At 62.7% G+C, this 18,186-nt stretch carries 10 protein-coding genes and 1 pseudogene; 7 read left to right on the top strand and 4 right to left on the bottom strand.

Annotation, left to right across the window (positions count from 1 at the left end):
* The first annotated feature begins 374 nt into the window (after nt 1-374).
* From XaFJ1_RS00195 to XaFJ1_RS00210, 4 genes are all read left to right on the top strand, one after another.
* Complete coding sequence (locus XaFJ1_RS00195) at nt 375-3,236, top strand: TonB-dependent receptor (protein ID WP_301272194.1); 2,862 nt, start codon at nt 375-377, stop codon at nt 3,234-3,236.
* Between the two features lie 80 nt (nt 3,237-3,316).
* Nucleotides 3,317-4,798, top strand: coding sequence for an MFS transporter (locus tag XaFJ1_RS00200; RefSeq protein ID WP_012914604.1), 1,482 nt, complete (start codon nt 3,317-3,319; stop codon nt 4,796-4,798).
* A 27-nt stretch (nt 4,799-4,825) separates the two neighbouring features.
* Nucleotides 4,826-5,839, top strand: coding sequence for a glycoside hydrolase family 43 protein (locus XaFJ1_RS00205; protein WP_012914605.1), 1,014 nt, complete (start codon nt 4,826-4,828; stop codon nt 5,837-5,839).
* 91 nt (nt 5,840-5,930) lie between these two features.
* Entirely contained in the window at nt 5,931-6,134 is a 204-nt protein-coding gene (locus tag XaFJ1_RS00210) for a YdcH family protein (protein WP_045757125.1), read from the top strand.
* A gap of 268 nt (nt 6,135-6,402) precedes the next feature.
* Here the strand turns inward: XaFJ1_RS00210 and plsB are convergent.
* Together plsB and XaFJ1_RS00220 are read right to left on the bottom strand one after the other, a co-directional pair.
* Nucleotides 6,403-8,889 (bottom strand): annotated as a pseudogene (gene plsB, locus XaFJ1_RS00215) (glycerol-3-phosphate 1-O-acyltransferase PlsB); the annotation flags it as partial.
* A 161-nt stretch (nt 8,890-9,050) separates the two neighbouring features.
* Nucleotides 9,051-9,986: a hypothetical protein gene (locus tag XaFJ1_RS00220; protein WP_012914608.1), complete on the bottom strand. Its 936-nt coding sequence runs from the start codon at nt 9,984-9,986 to the stop codon at nt 9,051-9,053.
* Between the two features lie 527 nt (nt 9,987-10,513).
* On the opposite strand from XaFJ1_RS00220, the gene XaFJ1_RS00225 reads away from it, so the two are divergent.
* The 3 genes from XaFJ1_RS00225 to XaFJ1_RS00235 all read left to right on the top strand — a co-directional run bounded on the left by XaFJ1_RS00225 (nt 10,514) and on the right by XaFJ1_RS00235 (nt 16,357).
* The gene (locus XaFJ1_RS00225) at nt 10,514-11,572 is read left to right on the top strand and encodes a LacI family DNA-binding transcriptional regulator (protein WP_012914609.1); all 1,059 of its coding nucleotides are present in this window, start codon (nt 10,514-10,516) and stop codon (nt 11,570-11,572) included.
* Nucleotides 11,573-11,667: 95 nt separating this feature from the next.
* On the top strand, nt 11,668-14,724 hold the full coding sequence (locus XaFJ1_RS00230; protein ID WP_012914610.1) for a TonB-dependent receptor: 3,057 nt from the start codon (nt 11,668-11,670) through the stop codon (nt 14,722-14,724).
* Nucleotides 14,725-14,839: 115 nt separating this feature from the next.
* Complete coding sequence (locus XaFJ1_RS00235) at nt 14,840-16,357, top strand: tryptophan halogenase family protein (protein WP_012914611.1); 1,518 nt, start codon at nt 14,840-14,842, stop codon at nt 16,355-16,357.
* Between the two features lie 199 nt (nt 16,358-16,556).
* On the opposite strand, the gene pyrF is transcribed toward XaFJ1_RS00235, so the two are convergent.
* Nucleotides 16,557-17,291, bottom strand: a complete 735-nt coding sequence (pyrF, locus tag XaFJ1_RS00240) for an orotidine-5'-phosphate decarboxylase (protein ID WP_012914612.1) — start codon at nt 17,289-17,291, stop codon at nt 16,557-16,559.
* On the bottom strand, nt 17,288-18,169 hold the full coding sequence (locus XaFJ1_RS00245; protein WP_012914613.1) for a 5'-nucleotidase, lipoprotein e(P4) family: 882 nt from the start codon (nt 18,167-18,169) through the stop codon (nt 17,288-17,290). Before XaFJ1_RS00245 ends, pyrF begins: the two co-directional genes overlap by 4 nt.
* Nucleotides 18,170-18,186 lie beyond the last annotated feature (17 nt).

Genomic DNA, 18,186 nt, shown 5'->3' on the forward strand with positions numbered 1-18,186 from the left:
TGCCCGGCTTCCATCGTGCATAGCAACATGCTGCAAATACACGATGCCACGGCGCAAAGCAGTCGCATGCGCAGAGCGTGTGCCTTTACATGCATTACTGCACATGCATGCGTTAGCGACAGGCAGGCTATGGTGCCATGCAGCGTGACAGTGTGGTTGATAGCGCTACCATCCGCGACCATGGCCAGTGGATGGGGTGAGCGTTCGCTGCAGTTTTTCCGTCATTCAAGTTATTCGTCGGCCAGTGATTCGTTGGCCAGCCATTGTCCCGCAAAGTGCGGGATGCGGGATATCTGCTTCGTGAGAGGATTACGGTGAACAACGGTTATGCGCGTACCACGTTGGCATATGCACTGGCTCTGGTGTTATCCGGGATGAGCGCAGAAACGGTTCGAGCGCAAGCTGCGCCTCCAGCGGATGCGCAAGCTGCGCTTGCCGCCAGCGGCGAGAAGGTGAAGCAGTTGGATGCCGTGAACGTTTCCGGTTACCGCCACAGTATTCAATTCTCGACCGATGCCAAACGCGATGCGGTGACATTCAGCGATACCGTCTTCGCCGAAGATATCGGTAAGTTTCCGGACATGAACATCGCCGAATCGCTCAATCGCATTCCCGGCGTGCAGCTGGCGCGCGACGTGAATGGCGAAGGACTGAATATCGCCATTCGCGGCCTGGGCAGCAGCTTCACCAAGACCACCTTGAATGGCGCCAACATCGCCACCGCCTCGATTGGCCTCAATGCGCAGAATCAGAACCGCGAGGTGGACCTCAACCTGTTCCCGACCGAGTTCTTCACCCAGCTGACGGTGAACAAGACGCCGACCGCGAGCATGCTCGAAGGTGGTGTGTCCGGCGTGGTCGACATGCGTAGTGCGCGTCCGTTCGATCACCCGGGGACGCATGTGACCTACCAATTGCAGGGCGACTGGAACAGCACCAGCAAAAAGACCACCCCGCGTGGGGCATTGATGGGCAGTTGGACCAATCAAGCCGGTACCTTCGGTGCGCTGTTCGGTGTGTCCTCGGTGCGCAGCAAGATCGGAGTGGATGGGTTCGAGAGCATCGGCTGGACTAATCCCGGTCTGACCTACGCACAGTGCGGTCTGACCCCGCCGGCCGGTGTCCCGTCGACCAACCAGCCGGTGGCATGCAATGCCAACGGCGGCGGTAACTGGCGGATTCCCGATACTGTGCCGGTCACCGCCGGTGCCGGCCTGACTCCAGGCCAGAGCATCGACGCGGCATGGTTGCTGGCGCATAACCCCGGACTGAGCACCGCGCAGATCACCGAAGCGCTGATTCCGCGCCTGGGCCGGCGCGTGCAGATGCAGGGCGATCGCGATCGCGACGCCTCGGTGCTGTCGTTGGAATGGCGACCCAGCGACAGTGCCCATTTCTACCTGGATAGCCTGTTTTCCAAGGCCAAACGCACCACCGACCGGACCAGCATGAACCTGATCGGGCGCAACGGAAACATGATTCCGTTGAACATGCAGCTCGATGCCAACAACGTGGTCACCGCGGCGACGTTCGCCAATGCGCAGTATTTTCTCGAAGCACGTCCGTATCGCGAGCAGGTCAAGTTCTGGAGCGTGAATCCGGGCGCCGAATTGTTGTTCGGCCAGGCACAGGACATCAAGCTCAACGTACAAGCCAACGCTACGCGTAGCTGGATGTTCCGCGAATCGCCGAGCGTGTTGGTAACATCGCCATTCACCACCGTGGATTATCGCAACGCCGGCGGGGACATTCCGTCGATTTCCAGTCCGCTGGATCTGGACAATCCCAACCTGGGTTGGAGCTGGACCGGCGGCCGGCTCAACATCGCCAACGAAAAGCGCGACACCGAAACTCGTGGCGCGCACGCCGATCTGCAATTCGGCGAAGACCGTCGCAATATCAAGGTCGGTGTCGCCTATGATCAGGCCGAGCGGCGCATCCGCGGCTTCGACAACAGTGCTGCGTGGGAAACCTTGGTCTGCCGCGGTGGTGGTAATACCTGCACCGGGGGCCCTGGTTCGTTGATTCCGCAGGCGGCGTTGGCCTCGTATTTGAAGCCTGGTCCTGGCGGTTTCATTACCGTGGACTTCAACCGCTTCCTGCGCGATAGCGGTTACTACGCCCTACGCGATGCGGCGCCGGAGACCAATGCGGCCAATACCGGCGCTGCGACCGGCGGCATTCTGGAGAAAAACTGGGGTTTCTACGTCGAAACCAATGCCGAAACCGATGTATGGAACCGCACGCTGCGTTTCAACGCCGGCGTGCGCTATGTGACCACCGACCAAACTATCAGCGGTCCGGTCACGGTCGGTGGCGTGCGCCGCTACCAAGTGCTGAATTCGAATTACAGCGAATTGCTGCCTTCGTTCAACCTGGCCTGGGACATCGCCAAGGATGTGGTGGTGCGGCTGTCCGCTTCGCGCACCCTGACCCGGCCCGATCCCAGCGCGATGTTGCCCAACACCAACTTCAGCGACCCATCGGCGCAGACCGCGACCCAGGGCAATTCCAAGCTCGCGCCGTATCGATCCACCAACCTGGACATCGGCGGCGAGTGGTACACCGGCGGCGAAGGATTCGTTGGCTTGACTCTGTTTGGCAAGCGGATCGATGGCTTCACCGTCAACGGCGTGCGCCGCATTCCCTTCCTCGACCTGGGCGTCGACTACGCGACGTTGAGCGCAACCCAGCAGGCTGCGCTTCAACAGCGCGGCGGCCCCAACGTGGCCACGGTGGACGTGCAGACCCAGGTCAACGCCGATGGTGTGCTCGACATCCGTGGCCTGGAAGCGATCTGGGTGCAACCGCTGGACCGCTTGCTGGACGGCCTCGGTTTCAGCCTTAATTACACCCACGTCGCGCAGCAGTCCAATGGCGGTGGCGTGCCGGCAGTCGCTGTGGGTGTGGCGCCGAACCTGTGGAACGGCACCGTGTACTGGGAGAAAAACAACACATCGGTGCGCTTGTCCTATGCCTGGAATGACGACATGATCATCTCCGGCGCCAATCAGAACGGCATTCCCGACGCGCGGCTGATGGCCGATGCGCGCGGGCAACTGGATCTGTCGGCCAGCTATACGTTGGCGCATTTGCCCTCGGCGCCACAGATCACCCTCAACATCACCAACCTCACCAACGCACCGTTGCGCACCACCTTCGAATATCCCAACGCCACCTACGATCTATACAAGCCTGGGCGGACCATCATGCTGGGCATTCGCGGTACGTTCTGAGCCGCACGGCGACGTGCGATCTTGCACTGCACTGGCGGCCTTGCCGCGCGATACTCCCTTCTTCCTTACGATCGTCGCCCATGACCTCTACGCATTCCCTCTCGCTCGGCGAAAAGATCGGCTACAGCCTGGGCGACCTCGCCGCGAATCTGATTTTCCAGACCCTGGTCAGTTTCTTGGCGTTCTTCTATACCGACGTCTACCGGATCCCGGCTGGCGTTGCCGCCACGTTGATCTTTGTGGTCGGCCTGCTTGGCGCGTTCGTGTTCACGCCTTTGGTGGGCGTGCTGGCCGATCGCACGCGCTCGCGCTGGGGCAAGTTCCGGCCCTGGATCCTGTGGACGGCGCTGCCCTTCGGCGGGTTCTCGCTCCTGGCCTTCAGCACCCCGATGCTGAGCGAGCAGGGCAAGATCGTCTACGCGTTTGCGACCTACGCCTTGCTGATGCTGATTTATGTCGCCAATAACCTGCCTTACTCGGCGCTCAGCGGGGTGCTCACCGGCAGCATGGAGCAACGCAACAGTCTCTCGGCCTATCGCTTCTTTGCGGTGACGCTGGCGCAGTTCGTGATCCAAGTGCTATTGCTGCCGTTGGTGCTGATGCTCGGCGATGGCGATAAGGCGCGCGGTTTCCAGACCGCCATGGGTCTGTTTGCCGGCGTCGGTACGCTGTGTTTTTTGATCGCTTTCGCCACTACCCGCGAGCGCGTGTTGCCGATCGCCGCACAACCATCGAGTGTGCGTCAGGACCTGGGCGACCTGGTTCGCAATACGCCGTGGCTGGTGATGCTGGCGGTGACCATCTTGGTATTCGTCAACCTGGCGTTGAAGGGCGGCATGTATGTGTACTACTTCAAGAATTATCTGGATGCGCAGGCACTGACCGGGTTTCTCGATCGCAGCGGCTTCAATACGTTGATCGCGATACTCAACCGGCTACTGGCCAGTACCGGATTGGGCGTGCTGCATTGGCCGCAGGATGCGCCGACCTCCGCTTTCAGTATGTTCAGTGCGGGTGGCATTCTGGCGATGATCATCGGCATTACCTTCTCCAAACGCCTGGCCGACCGCTACGGCAAGCGCAATGCGTTCGGTGCCGCGCTACTGGCGTCCACCTTGTTTCTGCTAGCATTTTCGATGTATCCACCGCAGGCCATCGGTCTGGTGTTCGGCTCCTACGTGCTGCACGGGTTCTTCTACGGCATGACCATTCCATTGCTGTGGGCGATGATTGCCGATGTCGCCGATTACTCCGAATGGAAGAACCATCGCCGCGCCACCGCCATCGTGTTCTCGGCGATGCTATGCGGGCTCAAGGTCGGCTTGAGCATTGGTGGGGCGCTGGTCGCCGGCCTGCTCGCCTTCTATGGCTACGACGCGGCTGCGCCGCAGCAGAGCGCAGCGGTGAGCAATGGGATTCGTTTGACCATCAGCGTGTACAGCGCGATTCCGTTCTTGCTCGGTGTGCTGCTGTTGCGCTGTTACGCGATCGATAAGTCACTGGAATCTCGTATCGAGCGCGAGCTGGACGCGCGCCGCCTGCAAATCGCCTCCACCCACTGACGTTTCCTTCCCGCTCACAGGTCCGCCATGTCCGTCGATTCCCCCGCAGATCTGCAGGCGCTGGCCTGCAAGGCTATCTCGCCGCCGCTGGTGACCCACATGTACACCGCCGATCCGTCGGCGCATGTCTTCGAGGAAGCCCTGTACATCTACACCTCGCACGACATCGAGACCGGCGTGGCGTTCAACGACAACGGCGATCATTTCGGCATGCAGGACTACCATGTGTTCCGCATGCAGACACCGGATGGTCCCGCCGTCGATTGTGGTTTAGCGCTGCATTTGCAGGATATTCCCTGGGCCGAGCGTCAATTATGGGCGCCGGATGCGGCCTGCCGCGACGGTCGCTATTACCTGTATTTTCCGGCCAAGCGTGCCGATGGCCTGTTTCAGATCGGCGTCGCGGTCGGCGAACGTCCGCACGGCCCGTTCGTCGCGCAGCCGCAGCCGATCGACGGCGCTTACTCGATCGATCCGGCGGTGTTCGCCGACCGCGACGGCAGCCACTATCTGTATTTCGGTGGACTGTGGGGCGGGCAACTGGAACGCTACCGCGACAACGTCTACGCGGCCGACAACGGCGAGCCCGCCGACTATGCGCCGGCGTTGGGGCCACGGGTGGCGCGATTGTGCACGGACATGCTGAGTCTGGCCGAAGCCCCGCGCGAGATCGCCATTGTCGATGCCGATGGCCACCCGTTGCTTGCCGGCGACCACGCACGCCGCTATTTCGAAGCGCCATGGCTGCACGTCCATGCTGGCCGTTACTATCTGTCGTACTCGACTGGCGATACCCATCTGCTGTGCTATGCGATCGGCGATTCGCCCTATGGCCCGTTCACCTACCAGGGGCCGTTGCTGAGCCCGGTGGTGGGATGGACCACGCATCATTCGATCTGCGCGTTCCAGGACCGCTGGTATCTGTTCTACCACGATGCCCTGCTTTCGGGCGGGGTCACCCATCTACGCTCGATCAAGGTCACCGAACTGCATCACGATGCGCAGGGTCACATCGTGCAGGTGCATCCATACGGCGATTGAGCATACGCGTGGCATTTACTGCTGCCCGAAGCAGGCACAACGCTGCCGCGCCCCGTGACGGCGGCCCTACCGTCTGTGTATGCTCAAGCACGTGGACACTCTGACGCCCGCCGAAATTTCCCTGCGCATCGACGCCCTGCGTCGCGAACACCGTGCGCTCGACGAACAATTGCAGCGTATCCCGGCTAATTTCGAAGACGAGTTGGAAGCCAAGCGGCTGAAGAAGCGCAAGCTGCAGTTGAAAGATTGCATCCTGCACCTGGAGCAGCTGTTGATCCCCGACGAGCCGGCCTGAGCGCGACCACGGTTTTCGTGGTGCCTTTGATGTTGCCAGTGCGCGCGGTTTCATTCAAAAACCAGTGCTTCTTCAGCTTTAGTCGTCCCTCGGCTGATCCGCCCGATGGTATGTCGCAGTTCGTGGCCGAGGATGAATGTCGCTTCCTTGGCCCGCACCGCGATGACCTGTCGGCGCCGTGGTATCGGGCGCGTCGCCACGCGCCCAGATATTGCCGCATCGCTGTGAGCGACGGACTTACTCTTGTGCCAGGAGTGTCCCCCCAGCCTTAGATCGCTTCGGGACTGATCCGCTCGATGGTGTGGCGTAGTTCGCGGCCGAGGATGAATTTGGCGTCCTTGGCCCAGACATCCAAATGCTCATCGAACAGCAATTTGCCGTTGTCGTCCGGCCACACCAGTTTCAGTTCGCGCAGTTTCTGGATGAAGCCGCGGAACAGGGCCTTGTCGAAGAACTCGGGCGCGGCTGGCGCGTACAGCAGGCTCAGGCGCTGTGCGGCCTGCTGGCACAGGCTTTCCAGCTCGCCGGCACCGAGCTTGCCGGGGCCGTTCTTCACCAGCACCGAGATGGCGATGTAGTAGCGCTCGAATGCTTGTTGCAACGAATGGCCGATCGCGCGCAGGCGGAAGACTTCGTCGGTCTGCCCGGTATTGCGCGCCAGCACGACGCTGCCTTCGTCCTCGTCGATCTGCTGCAGCAAGCCCTCGCGCACGAAGACTTCGATCGTGCGCTCGATGCGCTCGGCGAACTGGTCTTCGCTCCATGGCAGGAACAGTTCGCTCTGCAGGAATGGATACACGGTACGGCCTAGCCGCAGCAGGCCGGCACGGCTCATGCGGCGGTTGTTCTGGAAGCAGCACGCCACCCACGAGGAGGCGGTGAACAGATGCAGCACATTGTTGCGGAAGTAACTCAGCAACACCGCGTTATCGCCGTTGACGCTGAGTACGTCGCCCAGCGGATGCGGGATACGCGTGAGGACGTTGATGTCCTCGGCATGGGCGATGATCCGCTCGGGCGAATGCGGGGTCACGGTGACCCGGTCCGAATATGGCAATTCGGCCAGTAGTTTTTTGCACAGTTCGATCTGCGCGATCAGGTCGGCTTCGCCCATCGCATGCTTGGGCGTGGACAGCAGCGCCAGCGCCAGCAGGTTGATCGGATTGACGTCGGCGGCGGCGTTGATGTGGACTTGGATCTGCTGTGCCAACGCATCGACGGTGCCGCTCAACCAGGCCGGTTTCTCGTCCTCGCTCAGTGGCTGGCCGTCCCATTCCGGTGCGCGCTGCGCCAGCATTTGGCTCAACGCGATCGGTTCGCCGAAGTTCACCACGACCTGGCCGAAGTTCTGCTTGAGCACTTTGGGGATGCCCCACAACAGGGCCCAGATCGATTCTTTTTCCTTCTGCCGGCCGCTGAGTTCGTCCAGATAGCTGTTGCCCTCCATCAGCTTTTCGTAGCCGATGTAGACGGGCTGGAACAGCACCGGCTTGCGCGGCTGGCGCAAGAACGCGCGCAACGTCATCGCGATCATGCCGCCTTTGGGTTGCAGCAGTCGGCCGGTGCGCGAGCGTCCGCCTTCGACAAAGTACTCGATCGAATAGCCGCCGGCCACCAGTTGCGCCACGTATTCGCTGAGTACCGCCGAATACAGCGCGTTGCCCTTGATCGAGCGGCGGATGAAGAACGCGCCGCACTTGCGCAGCAGCGTACCGACCACCGGCAAGTCGAGATTGATACCGGCCACGATATGCGGTGGCACGATGCCGCGTTCGTACAGCACATAGGACAGCAACAGGTAGTCCATGTGGCTGCGATGGCTGGGGACGTAGATCACCTCGTGCCCTGGCGCGGCATCCTTGAGCTTGTCCAGGTGGTGCACCAGCACGCCGGCATAGATCCGGTTCCATACGTGGGTGAGCAGGACACCGGCCGAGCGCACCACTGGGCTGGAGTAATCGGCCGCGATCTCCCAGGCGTAGGAGTGAGCCTTGCGCCAGGCGTCCAAGATCTTGCTGTTGTCGCGCTTGGCCTGCACCGCGATGGCCTCGCGCACCGGATCGACGGCCAGGACCTGATCCACCAGCAGGCGTCGGGTCGACAGATCCGGGCCGATCACCGTTTCGCGGATGCGGCGAAAATGGGTACGCAGCACCCGTTGCAGCTTGCGCACGGTGCGTTCGGGCGGCAGGCCCTCTTGCAGCGTTTGCCGTATCGATACCGGTGTGGCGAAGCGCACGATGGTGCTGCGACCGTTGAGCAGCACGCCGAGCAGGCGGCGGAAACTGCCCACCAGCGCCCAGTTCTCGGAGAACAGCACCGCGAACCAACCGCTCTGTTTATCCGGGGCGCGGCCGACGAAGATCGACACGGGCACCAGATGGATGTCCAGCTCTGCGCGCACGCGATGCGCGTGCAGTAGCTTAGCCAGCGAATCGGAGTGGGTCTTGGCGCCGCGCTGCTCCGGGATCAAGGCGTGGTTGCTGCTGCGCCTGGACAGCGCCAGGTAGGCCCGTTTGCGGCCCAGCGGGTCGCCCGGCAGCGGTACCAGCGGCGAGGGCAAACCGGATTCCCGACAGGCCTTGTCCAGGATCAGCGCGTTGGACAGGCCGTAGTCCTCCAGCACGTAAACCACGGGGCGGCCGTCGTCGTATTGGCCGGGTTCGTCCGGCTCGATCTTCAGGCCCAGCCAGGGATCGGCCAGACGGCCGAGCAGGCGTGCCCACAGCGGCCGTTTGGCTTGTCGCGCGCCTGCGTGTGCCATGGACGGGGTCGCCGTAGTGGGTGCCGAAGCCGGGCGCTCGCCGGCATTGGACGTCTGGGCGGTGGTAGGCGTATGCCCTGGGGGGAACGCGCCGCCTGCGGCGGCGGTGTCCTCGGGAAAGGGGAGAGGATTGTGTTCTGGCATCGGCGCCATTATCGCTTAGCTGGTGTCGCGTGATGAGGGGCTGCGGCTGTGGCGGCTTGGGGGCCTGCCGTGGCGGCCAGCAGCGTCTGCACCTGATCCAGGATGTTGCGCAGGTACCAGTGCCCTTCACGGTTCACCAGCACGGCGCTGGTGTCGATCTGTTCGCCGTCCAGCGGATACTGGATCCGCACTACGGCCAGGTCGCCCTGCTGACTGACCAGGCCGGTGCGCAGCGCGCCGGCAGTGGCGCCCAGGTCCAGCCCGTAGTCGGCCAGTACCGCTTTGAGGTCGGCCAGGAATGGCCCAAGCCGGCCCAGGCTCTCGTCCATGCCCAGGGTGTGCAGATCGGCATCGCTGCGTATTCCGGTGCGCCGCGCCGCCGCGCACAATCGGGCGATTGCTGCATGCGCGCGGTTGCGCTCGGACAGCGGTGCCCGTGCGGCCCAGGCGCTAAGCGCCTGTACCAACTGGACGTAATGATCGCGCTGCTCGGGGGTGTAGTCATTTTCGTTGCGCAGATATTGCACGCCGAACAGGCCCAGCGAATGCGCCGCCTGTTTCAGGCTCTCCGCCTGGCCACCGAATTGGGTGTCGAAGGCGTGTTGCAACTGGCGCTCGGCGTCCGGTGCGGCCAGCGTGGCGAGCACTTCGGGTAGGCGTTTGGCCAGTGGCAACTCGGTCAGCGGCCATCGGCTTCGGTCCTTGCTCCAGGCCTGTTGCAGGCCTCGGTACTGGGCCGGGGGCACGGCGGTGCGGGCATAGCCGACGAGGTCGTTGCGCTGCAACGCATGCGCCAAGGCGCGCACCGCGGTGGGTGGTTCGGCACGGGCGCCCGGTAGTTCGGTAGGCGTGGGTTTGCACCCAGAGACGGACAGGGCAAGCGCCGCCAGCAGCAGCGATGACAAGGCGCGCGAGGAGAAGCCCCGGGTCGGGTAGGACGACATTAGCGACGGGCTCGTTCCCCAAAACGTCCTGCATCTTGCTGGGCGCGGACGATTCCGGCAAGCGGTCCGTCTGTGTCGCTTGTCGCGGTTTCGATCCAGGATATTCCATATCGCGGTTGCCATGGTAGGGCGATAGTGATGACGGCGCATCGATGGACACGTGGTCAATTTCACCGTGTTGCAATGCATCATGTAACCGCTTGCAGTTGCTGTTACCGTCCGCCCACCTCGATTGAGGCGCGGGTTGGCCGGGGAGGCCTGATGCGCTATTGGTCTGACATCGTCCGGGTGTTCGGTGACGTTGGCGCTTGCCGCTGGCTCTGCTGGCGGTTCGTTGTTCTGTGCCGATGTGCCAAGCCCTGGCATGTCCAGGTGCAAGCGGTCGCGGTGCCGATCGACCGCGTGACGCCCATGGTCTGCCGCCTGCGTGTACGGCCCACGCAGGGAATCGCAGATGCGTGCTGGATCGCGTATGCCGCAGCTGGTCCCTCGTTGCGCAAACCATCCGGTTTCCTGGGGACACGCTGGTGAGGCCTCGTTTCGTATCCGCTCCGGAACAGCGCGCCAACATCACCATCAAGGATGTGGCACGCCTGGCCAATGTCTCGGTGGCGACGGTCTCGCGCACCATGAATGGCCATCAGCATGTGGCCGAGCCGGTGCGCGCGCGCGTGCTGGAGGCCGCGCGCAGCCTGCACTACGTACCGCATCATGCCGCGCGCAGTCTCAGCAGCCGCCGTACTCACACCATCGGCGTGGTGCTGCCGGACCTGCACGGCGAGTTCTTCTCCGAGGTGATCCGCGGCATCGATATGGTGGCGCACACGCGTGGCCTGCATCTGTTGGTGTCCAGCTACCGTGGCGCGCAGGAAGAACAGCGGCGCGCGGTGCAGCGCATGCCTGGGCGCGTGGACGGGCTGTTGATCATGGCACCGTACCTAGCCGGTGTTGCCGGGGACCCTGACGAGATACCGCTCGGCGGGTTACCGGCGGTGTTGATGAACTCCGCCGAGCGGCTGGGCGATGCGCCAGCGCTCAACATCGACAACTATGGCGGTGCGCGAGTGATGACGCGCCACCTGTTGGGCCTTGGTCACCGCCGCATCGCCTTCATCGCCGGGCCGCAGGACAACTTCGATGCGAGCGAGCGCCTGCGTGGTTACCGCGACGAATTGCAGGCCCATTGCCCGCAGGTATCGGCGCAGGTGGTGCAGGGCGCGTTCGATGAGGCGTCCGGTTATCGGGCCGGGGAGGCGCTATTGCAGGGCCAGCGTCCGGATGTGGTGTTTGCGGCCAACGACATGATGGCGCTGGGTTGCCTGTTTGCCTTCACCCATGCCGGCGTGCGCGTGCCCGAGGACATTGCGCTGGCCGGTTTCGACGACCTGCCGATGGCGCGTTACGTGCATCCGGCATTGACCACCATGCGCGTGGACATCGTCGGTTTCGGCGCACGCGCGATGCAATTGCTGCTCGCCGCGCTGGAGCCGCATGGCATGCCCGCTCCAACTCCAGCGGACGCAGCGATTGTCCCGCAACTCATCGTGCGTGCGTCCTGTGCGCGGGGAGGAGTCGCGATGGATTGACATGAACGTCACGCGGTATCGATCACGTTCTTGCCTGAATACTAAAAGAACCACGTCGCACGATTCCGTTGACCGCCCTTGGAGGGGCTTTTGTCATGAGCAAAATGCGTTCTACTTCTACCCTGCCCGCACGCAGCATGCTGTGCTGCGCGCTGGCGACCTGTCTGTTCGTCGCGTTGCCGGCGTTGGCGCAATCCAGCAACGCGACACTGCGCGGTCAAGTCGCGGCGGCTCAGGCTGGCAGCGAAGTCACCGTCACCAACATCGCCACCGGCGCGGTGCGCCGCGCGCCGGTCGCCGCCAACGGCAACTACACCGTGGTCGGCCTGCCGCCGGGGACCTATAAGGTCGAGGCCAACGGCATCAGTCGCATGGTGACCTTGCAGGTGGCGTCCTCCTCCACCGTGGACCTGGACGCCGGCACCCAGCCGGCTGGCGCTGGCAACGCCAAAACGCTGGACACCATCAACGTCAGCGCGCCGATGCTCAAGGACGTCAAGACCTCGGAAGTGGGCAACGTGGTGTCGCTGCACCAGATCGAGCAATTGCCGCAGGCCACGCGCAACTTCCTCGAGTTCGCCGACACCGTGCCGGGCATGGTGTTCCAAGTGGATGGCAACGGTAATACCAAGCTGCGCGGCGGTGCTTCCAATGCCAGCGCGGGCAACTTGTACATCGACGGTGTTGGCCAGAAGAGCTATGTCAAGGGTGGCGGTATCGCCGGCCAGAGCGATACCCAAGGCAACCCGTTCCCGCAGTTGGCCATTGGCGAGTACAAGGTCATCACCTCCAACTACAAGGCCGAGTACGGCCAGATCAGCGGCGCGGCAATCACCGCGGCGACCAAGTCCGGCACCAACGAGTTCCATGGCGAGACGTTCTACCGTTATACCGATCAGGATCTGCGCGACAAGCGTCCCGACGAGGAAGCAAACGGCAAGATCGATTCGCAGACCAAGGAGTATGGTTTCGCGCTGGGCGGTCCGATCATTCAGGATCGCATGCACTTCTTCGTGGCCTACGAAGGCAAGGAAAACGTGGTGCCCAAGAGCGTGCAGGCCGATGCCAACGCACAGCCGTATATCGGATTGTTGCCATCGACGATTTCCAGCCAGTATGGCGCGGCCAACATGCCGTTCTCCGAGGATCTGTATTTCGGCAAGCTCGATTTCGAACCGACCGATCGCGATCGTATCGAACTGAGCGGCCAGTACCGCAATGAAAGCCAGGTCGGCAACGTCGGTGGCACCAGCGCGCTGGATCACGGCACCAACAAAATCAACAAGGACAAGCGCGCCAATCTGCGCTGGCAACACAGTGCCGACAACTGGTTCAACGAATTGATCGTCGGCACCGAAAATTCGCAGAACAATCCCAATCCCAAGAGCATCGGCAACGGTATCGTCTATAAATACCTCAACTACAACGATCCCAATATCGGCGAATACACGTTTCTGGAAACCGGCTCGGCCGGTGGCTTGAACGTGCAACGCAAGAGCCAGAAGGGTTGGTTCCTACAGAACGACCTGACCCTGACCAGCTTCCAGTGGCACGGTGAACACACCATCAAGATGGGTGTCAGCTACAAGGACATCAAACTGATCTCGCAGGATGCGGCTGCGCTCAATCCACAGTTCAGTTATTCGGTCGATGCCAATGGCGTGGCGGCGATCCCCTATCGGGTGGATTTCATTGCGCCCTACAACACGCCCGGACAGAAGGCCACGGTGGAGTCGCCATCCAAGCAGTACGGCGTCTATCTTCAGGACGATTGGGCGGCGACCGACAAGCTGATGGTCAACGCCGGTGTGCGTTGGGACTACGAGAAAAGCCCGGCCTACACCAACTTCGTCACTTCGCCTGCGTTCGTCAATGCGTTGTATTCCGACGATCCGGCCAATCCGGGCCAGCCCTGGGCCAACCGCTTGTTGCCCAGTGGCATCAACGTGGCCGATTACATCAGCAACGGGCATAACCGCAAAAACTTCAAGGATGGCTGGGCGCCGCGCCTGGGCTTCTCCTACGACTTCTTCGGCGATCAGAGTGCGGTGTTGCACGGTGGCGCCGGTCGTTCTTACGATCGCAATTTGTTCGAACAGTTGGCGCTGGAAACCAGCAAGGCGGCATTGTCGCCGGTGGCGGTGTATTTCAAGAATTCGGCGACGGGTTCTTGCTACAAGGCCGATCGTGCCTGCGCTGTTTGGGATCCGAAATATCTCAATGGCGTGGACCAGTTGAACACGATTCCGGGTGTCAGTGGCAGCGCCGAGCTATTCATGTTCAACAATAGGCTCAAGACCCCGTACAGCGACCAGTACAGCCTCGGGATCAGCAACCAGGTCGGCGACTGGCTGACCGATGTGACCTTCCAGCGCGTGCTCAGCTACGACGGTTTCGCCATGTCGCTGATCAACCGTTACCCCAATGGCGCCTTCTTCGACGCGACCGGTAGTGCGCCCTGGGGAGAGCCGGTGCCGGGTTATCAAAACACGATTCTGGGCATGAACGGCTTGGAGCAGCGCAGCAGCCAGGTGCTGTTGTCGGCGGAGAAGCCCTACACCAAGGAATCGGGCTGGGGCCTGACGCTGTCCTATACCCATACCAGTGCGCGGCAGAACCGCAACATCGACGAGCCGTATGCGTTCGACAAGGCGACCATCCACGATTATCCCTTCGTGAAGTCCGATGCCGTGGCCGGTCACCGTTTCGTCGCTTCTGGGTCGATCGACGGCCCGTGGGGGGTGACGTTCGGTGCGAAGTTGGTTTTGGCCACCCCGAATCCGGTGAACACCATCGCCTGCTATGGCAAGGTCGATGCCGATGGCGCGCAGTGCCAGCAAATCGGCTTCGTTCCGCCGGGCAGTGGTAGATTCCTGGTGGGTGGCAAGATCTGGGGTTACCGCACGGTGGATTTCCAGGCGACCAAAGAGTTCACGGTGTACAACGACGTCAAGCTGTCGGCGCGTATTAATCTGCTCAATGCCTTCAACTTCAAGAATTACTCGAGCTATATCTACGGCGGTCCGAACGGAACGGGTGATTACTTCGGAACGGGTGGACGCTTGGATACAAGCTATGTCGGCTTGAACCGCACCGGTGACATCAACTACGTCCCGCGTACCGTCACCTTCGAGGTCGGCGCCAAGTTCTGATCTGTCGGCTCACCCACGCGCGTGCCCGACCGGCGCGCGTGGGGGGCATCGAACGGGGCCGCGTGGCCCCGTCTGCGTTTTCGGTCGCTCCTTTTTCATCCAGGACTAAGCACGCATGATCGCCGCCCCTCTGCGCAACCTGGTGATCGTTGGCGGCGGGACCGCCGGCTGGATGGCTGCGGCCGCGTTGGCGCGTATGTTGGGCGCGGACAACCGCATCACTGTGATCGAGTCCGAGCAGATCGGTACCGTCGGTGTCGGCGAGGCCACCGTGCCGCACATCAAGGCCTTCAATACGCTGCTCGGCATCAACGAAGCCGAGTTCGTGCGCGACACCCAGGGCAGCTTCAAGCTCGGCATCGAGTTCGTCGACTGGCTGCGTCCTGGCATCGCTTATGTGCATGGCTTCGGGAGCGAGATCGGCCATCGGCTCGGGCTGCTGCCTTTCCAGCAGTATTGGTTCAAGCAAGCGCTGGCGGGCAAGGCCAGTCCGCTGGGCGATTACACGCTCAACACCGTCGCCGCCAAGCGCGGTAAGTTCATGACCGCGGCCAGCGACGTGCCGCCGAACTCGCCGCTGGCCAATATCGCGTATGCCTATCACTTCGACGCGGCGCTGTACGCGCAGTTCCTGCGTCGCTACGCCGAACAGCGCGGGGTGATCCGGTACGAAGGCATTGTCGAGCAGGTGCTTCTGCATCCGGAATCGGGCGATGTCGCTTCGGTACGTCTGGTCTCCGGCGAGGTCATCGCTGGCGATCTGTTCATCGATTGCTCCGGCTTCCGTGGCCTGTTGATCGAGCAGGCGCTGCACACCGGTTACCACGATTTCAGCCATTGCTTGCCGTGCGACCGCGCGCTGGCGGTGCCGTGCGCCAAGATCGGGCCACCGACACCGTACACCCGTGCGACCGCGCGCGCGGCCGGTTGGCAGTGGCGTATCCCGTTGCAACATCGCACCGGCAACGGTTACGTGTATTCCAGCGCACATGTCAGCGACGACGAAGCGGCGGCGACATTGCTCGCCAATCTCGACGGCCCGGCGCTGGCCGAACCGCGTCCGCTGCGTTTCGTCACTGGCCGCCGCAAGCAGGCATGGAATCGCAACGTGATCGCACTGGGCTTGGCCAGCGGCTTCATGGAACCGTTGGAATCGACCAGCATCCATCTGATCCAATCGGGCATTTCCAAACTGCTGGAGTTGTTTCCGCGCGAAGGCATCAGCCCGGTGCTGGTGCAGCGCTACAACGAGCGCATCGCCTTCGAGTTCGACCGTATCCGCGACTTCCTGGTGCTGCACTACCATGCCAGCGAACGCGCTGACAGCGCGTTCTGGCAGCAGTGCCGTGGCATGTCGATCCCCGCGGAATTGCAGGCCACGCTGGATTTGTTCCGCGACAGCGGCCGCTTCTACCGCAACGGCGAGGAAATGTTCGCCGAGATCAGTTGGGTGCAGGTGATGGTCGGGCAGGGTATCCTGCCGCGCGCGTACCACCCCCTGGTGGATCAGGTGCCGGTCGCGGATCTGGAGCGCTTCATGCTCAGCGTCGCGCAAACCATCGGCCATTGCGCCGATGCGATGCCGCCGCATCAGGCCTTCATCGATCGCTATTGCGCCGCCGCGCCGGGCTGAGCGCGCTGGGCGCCGCCGTCGCCGCAGACATAAAAAAAAGAGGCCACGCGCACCAGGCGCGGGCCTCTTCAAATCCGACCGAAGCCGGAGAACGGTGGTGGCACATCTCCCGGCACTGCCGGACCCCGCGCATGTTACCGGCGTGCCAAAGTTAATGCAATGGTTTAATTATTTCAATTTAAATAATTGATTTAATTAATTATTTCGAAGCGGTTCCCGACAAGGTCGCCGCGATTTCCTGTTGGATCGCCACCGCTGCGGCACGTGGGTCCGGGGCCTGGCGGATCGGCCGGCCGACCACGATCGCGTCGGCGCCATCGGCGAAGGCCCGGGCCACACCGACCGTGCGCTGCTGGTCGTCGCCCACCGGGCCGCCGGGGCGGATGCCCGGGCAGACGATGGAGAACCCAGGGCCGGTCGCACGGCGGATCGATGCCGCTTCCTGCCCGGAGGCGATTACCCCGTCGATACCGGCGGCCTGCGCGGCCAGTGCGCGCTCCACCACCACGTCCTCCGGCGCGCGGTCGATGCCCATCGCCGCCAGATCGGCGCGGCCCATCGAGGTCAGCACGGTGACCGCCAGCAGGCGCATATCGCTGCCATTGGCCTCGGCCGCTGCCTGCATCATCGCCGGGTGCCAGCCGTGGATGGTGCAGTAATCCACCGGCCACTGCGACAGGCGTCGAATCACTCCGCCGACGGTGGCCGGGATGTCGAAAAACTTCAGATCCACGAACACGCGCTTGCCGCGCGTGGCGAGGGTGTCGAGTACGTCGAAGTACTCGCCCGAGGCCAGCAGTTCCATGCCGATCTTGTAGAACGTCACCGCATCGCCAAGCCGTTCGATCCATGCCAGGGCGTCGGCGCGGCCCGGCACGTCCAGCGCGAAGATCAGCCGTTCGTGCGCCTCCAGCGCCAGTGGCGCGCGGCTCATTGCGCCACCTCCAGCGCGTCGAGTTTGGCCTGGTGGCGCGCGGCGCGCGGTTGGGCCAAGTCGTTGTTGAACAGCGCCGGTTCCCAGGAGCCGTAACTGGGATTGGGCAGCATCCACCAGCGCATGCCGAACCAGGTGTGGTACTGCTGGAACAGGTGTTCACGGTTCTCGGGGGTGTTGGCCAGCACTTGGGCGAAGTCGCCGAGTTGATCGCCGAATTGCATCAATACGCGGTATTGCTGGCCGACCAGTTGGCGTCGGCAGTGTTTCTCCGAGCCGCTCTGCTTGCAGTCTTTGACCACGGTGCCCAGCCCCAGTAGCACGCTGTTGTCGGCCACCGGCAGGCCTGCCTTGCGCAGGTTGACCAAGGTCGCGTCGTTCAGATGTACGCCGCGGTTAGTCACGTACAGCACGGTGATGCCCTTGGCCGTGGCCGCCTTGGCGAAATCGACCGCGCCCGGGACTGCTTTGGCTTTCTTTTCCCTCACCCACTGATCCCAGCTAGCTGCGCCGTACTCCTTGCCGCTGCGGATCAGCCGCGCCAGGTAGGGCGTGTTGTCCAGCACCGTTTCGTCTACATCCATCACGACGGCCGGTTTCAGTGTAGCCGACGCATTGCCGCGTTCCTCCGGGACCAGGGCATTCCAGGTCGGGTCCTGCAACGCCGCATCCAGACGCTCGGTGGCAGCCCGGTATGTCTGTTCGGCGGCCGCCCGATATTCGACCGAGCGCTGCATCCACAGCACCGCGTTGAGATTGTCGTCGGCAGTGCCCGGTGCAGTGGCGGACGTGCTGGCGTCGGTGGCCGGTGCTTGCGGTTTGCACGCGGACAGGGCGATTACGGCGCAAGCCAGTGCGGTGCGGGTGATCGGGGACATCAGGTGCGTAACCCAGG

This window comes from Xanthomonas albilineans (genome assembly GCF_009931595.1).
Lineage (GTDB): Bacteria > Pseudomonadota > Gammaproteobacteria > Xanthomonadales > Xanthomonadaceae > Xanthomonas_A > Xanthomonas_A albilineans.